This window comes from Microcystis sp. LEGE 08355 (genome assembly GCF_015207185.1).
GTDB classification, from domain to species: Bacteria; Cyanobacteriota; Cyanobacteriia; order Cyanobacteriales; family Microcystaceae; genus Microcystis; species Microcystis panniformis.
Genome location: NZ_JADEXI010000450.1, coordinates 1 through 3,869 on the forward strand (window position 1 = coordinate 1; position 3,869 = coordinate 3,869).

The window sequence follows — 3,869 nt, forward strand, 5'->3', positions numbered from 1 at the left end:
CCCTAATTAGGGCAGCCATTCCAGTAAAATTCCCAGGGAGCTATCTTTACGCGCGCGGGAATTTTGGGATTGAATATCGGCGGCTAAACGTAAATTAGAGGTAATCGCATAACCAACCGAAAGAGTAGTCAATCCCACCTCGTTAGCACCCCCCGGTGAGATAAAACTCTGACTGACGGTGATATCTGCTGCCCCCGTGCGAGAAAGGGCTAATTTGAGCTTTAATCCTAAGTTAAGCCCATCGGTGCTGTAATTTCCTGTCTGAATGTAACGATAGCCCACCATAGGAGCTAGATTGACATAATCACCCAAAGGGAGGAGATAGTATTGTAAATTTGCTCCTATTGCCGTCCTTTTGCCGTTAAAAGCCGTCTGATAATCGCCGCTTAGGGTTAAACTGGTTTGACCGAAAAACACATCTTCTACCCCCAAAATCACGCCACTGGAATTATCCCTAGAAGGAAACTCTGCATATCCTAAACGGATACGAGTGCGAAAACTAGGATCGCGGCGAATATCTTCGGCGATATCGGGTATTTTTTCTAACCAACGCTCTAAAACAGGGCTTTCTTGCCGAATTTTCGGGTCTAGGTCTAACTCCGTTTCTGCCCACACCGGACCAATCGCCCCCCATAATAAACCAAGAGCGATCGCATTTACAGAACAGCAAGAGAGCTTAAACATGATCTGCATTATATCTATTAGCCGTCACATCAGTGATCGGTTATCAGTTAACTGAGGCGCTCCTGTACTTGTGATAATCAGAAAAAGTTATCTAAGGGAGGGAATATGACCAAAATGTAACAGATACGAACAATTTACACCATGATGTCGGGAGAGCCTTCACTGATTACTGGTTACTGTTTACTGATCACTGAAAAGCCGGCACTCCCCCAAAGGTTACAATAAAAATAAAGATTCAGATTCCCCGTTATTCTTGAGAGGACGGGGGGCAGTAGGAGTAGTAATAGTGGTTAGAATATTAAAACTTTCGCAATTAAGTAGCGCAGAACGGGCAAAACTTCAGAAAAGAGCCGAGTTAGATATTGATAACGCCCTCAAAGTCGCTCAAACGGTCATAGAAACCATCCGCGAACGGGGGGATGCCGGCGTTGTGGACTATGTGCGGCGTTTTGACTACGAAGGTGCGACGGTAGAAAATATCAAAGTCAGCGAGGCAGAATTTGAGCAGGCTTTTCAGTTAATTGAACCGCAAGTAAAAACTGCCATTGAACAGGCTTTCCGGAATATTCAAGAGGTACATCGTCGCCAAATGCCGGAAGAAATACAACTGGCAGAAATTGAAGCCGGTGTCTTTGCCGGCGAAAAAATCTCTCCTATCCCCAGTGTGGGTTTATACGTTCCCCGGGGCCGCGGCGCTTTTCCTTCGATGATGTTAATGTTAGCCATACCAGCAATGGTGGCAGGAGTGGAAAGAGTAGTGGTTTGCACTCCCCCCGATAAACAGGGCAACGTGGAACCGGTTTCTCTGGTGGCGGCACGCATGGCTGGAGTCAGAGAAATTTATAAGTTAGGGGGCGTACAAGCGATCGCCGCTTTAGCTTTAGGAACAAAAAATATCAAAAGGGTTGACAAAATTACCGGTCCGTGCAGCGTCTATGGGGCGGCGGCCAAACGGTTACTGTTCGGCACGGTGGATGTGGGTTTACCGGCAGGTCCAAGTGAGTCGATAGTTTTGGCCGATGAGTCCACCGATGCCCGTTTAGCGGCCTTGGATTTATTAATTGAAGCGGAACACGGGGCGGATTCGGCGGCTTTATTAGTCACCCACTGTGAACAGGTGGCGATCGCTGCTAGTGAATATGCACAGGAATACCTGCAAAAACTCCCGGATTGGCGACGGGAATTCTGTGAGGCGGGTTTAGCCGCCTATGGGGGCATAATTTTAACCGATAGTTTGCAGCAATCCCTCGATTTTGTCAATGAGTACGCCCCGGAACATCTAGAGGTTTTAGTTAGTAATCCTTTTGCCATTCTGGGCAAGATTAAAAATGCTGGGGAAATCCTTCTGGGAAATCATACTCCTTCCTCTATGGCTACCTACGCCATCGGGGTAAATGCTGTGCTGCCGACGGGAAGTTTTGCCCGTTCCTATTCGGCGGTTTCGGTTTATGATTTTCTCAAGCGCTCCACTTTGGCTTATGTCACCCCTGAAGGCTTTGAAAAGTTAAAAGAAACCACAAAAACTTTAGCCGAGTACGAGGGATTTCCCGCCCATAAATTAGCAATTCAACACAGGGAGTTTTTACTCTAAATACAGGGAATAGGAAACAGGGAACAACTCTAATTTATTATCCTGTCTCCTATCTGGTAATATGATAAGAGCAGAGAATCAGGCAAGCATTTTATGAAAAAAGTAATTGTTATTTTAATTCTGTCTTTTCTGAGCGAACAAATATCAATAAAATCACCAATTTCTGGCAAACAAACCCTCAATAATTTAGCCGTAGCTAACAACAATAATCGTCCCACTCCCCAGAAAAAACCTAGTCCTTCTCCACAATTTCGGTGCGATGGTAGAACTCACTGTTCCCAGATGACCTCCTGTGCAGAAGCGACTTTTTTCTTGAGAAATTGCCCCAATGTCAAAATGGATGGAGACGGTGATGGAGTTCCCTGTGAAAGTCAATGGTGTGGAAAAAAATCCTCAGAAAAATGTTTAAAAAGTTCTCCAGATAACTAATTTTGTCTCCTCACCCCAATTCTCTTACTTAAAGAATCGGGGTGAAAACAATCAAGAAGCAGTAATCACGGGAGAATTAAGATATTGATAATTCCAGTCCGATTGTTGCCAAACGCGACCATCAAGGGCAATTTGTTCGATTAAACTAGCTAATCTTAAAGCTTTTAAAGCTTGTTCCCCACCGACAGAAGGTTGGTCTCCACCGCGCACACAATGAACAAAATGTTCTAATTCCGCGTGTAGGGGTTCAATATTACTGGTATAAACCTTTTCAATTAAACCATCTTGACGGTAGAGAACTTGACCGTAATCGGTGCTATAGTTAGCGGTGGTTTGCCGGTGAATGAGGATTTCATTGTTGAGAAAATCCGCTTCCGTGAGAGAATTTTTACAGTGGGCCGCTAAACGGCGAATCTTGCGATGAGTCACCTTACTAGCGGTTAAATTAGCCACTACTCCATTACTAAAACCAAGGGTTGCAGTGACATAATCGAGATAACCGGAATCAGTGGCAGCGCGACTACCACTAGCGGTTAATTTCACCACGGGAGCGGCGACTAATTCTAAAATTAAATCTATATCGTGGATCATTAAATCTAACACCACCGACACATCATTAGCGCGTTGGGAATAGGGACTCATGCGATGGGATTCAATCGCTAAAATCTCCTCGGTTTTCAAGACCTTCGATAACTCTTGGAAAGCGGGATTAAAACGCTCGATATGACCCACTTGCAGAATACAATCATGATCGGCTGCCGCATTGACTAAAGATTCCGCTTCACTAATACTAGCGGCGATCGGTTTCTCGATCAAGGTATGTACTCCCGCTTGCAGACAGTCCATCCCGACTCGATGGTGTAACCGCGTGGGGACAGCGAGACAAACCGCATCTACCCTAGGTAAGAGATCTAAATAATTTTCAAAAAAACGGACTCGGTATTTACTGGCAGTTTCCAGTCCCTTTTCGACGTTGACATCGGCCACCCCGACGAATTCCACGTCTTTTAATAAACTCAGGATGCGACTATGGTGTTGTCCCATGTTACCGACCCCGATAACCCCGACTTTAATCGGTTTGAGTTGATTTCTGTTACCCGGAAAGTTTGCTGGTTGATTGGACATGAATTTTAGACTCCTGTGTTCACACTCCCCACACCACTTG

4 protein-coding genes are annotated in these 3,869 nt (G+C 45.3%); 2 read left to right on the forward strand and 2 right to left on the reverse strand.

Going from position 1 to position 3,869, the window contains the following annotated elements; translation table 11 throughout:
* Positions 1 to 6: 6 nt before the first annotated feature.
* Positions 7 to 693, reverse strand: a complete 687-nt coding sequence (locus tag IQ242_RS18965) for a hypothetical protein (protein WP_193961037.1) — start codon at positions 691 to 693, stop codon at positions 7 to 9.
* Positions 694 to 970: 277 nt separating this feature from the next.
* Here IQ242_RS18965 and hisD point away from each other — a divergent pair, with 277 nt between their 5' ends.
* Positions 971 to 2,275, forward strand: coding sequence for a histidinol dehydrogenase (gene hisD / locus IQ242_RS18970; RefSeq protein ID WP_193961038.1), 1,305 nt, complete (start codon positions 971 to 973; stop codon positions 2,273 to 2,275).
* 93 nt (positions 2,276 to 2,368) lie between these two features.
* Complete coding sequence (locus IQ242_RS18975) at positions 2,369 to 2,704, forward strand: excalibur calcium-binding domain-containing protein (protein ID WP_193961039.1); 336 nt, start codon at positions 2,369 to 2,371, stop codon at positions 2,702 to 2,704.
* Between the two features lie 51 nt (positions 2,705 to 2,755).
* On the opposite strand, the gene IQ242_RS18980 is transcribed toward IQ242_RS18975, so the two are convergent.
* On the reverse strand, positions 2,756 to 3,829 hold the full coding sequence (locus IQ242_RS18980) for a Gfo/Idh/MocA family protein (RefSeq protein ID WP_002737757.1): 1,074 nt from the start codon (positions 3,827 to 3,829) through the stop codon (positions 2,756 to 2,758).
* Positions 3,830 to 3,869 lie beyond the last annotated feature (40 nt).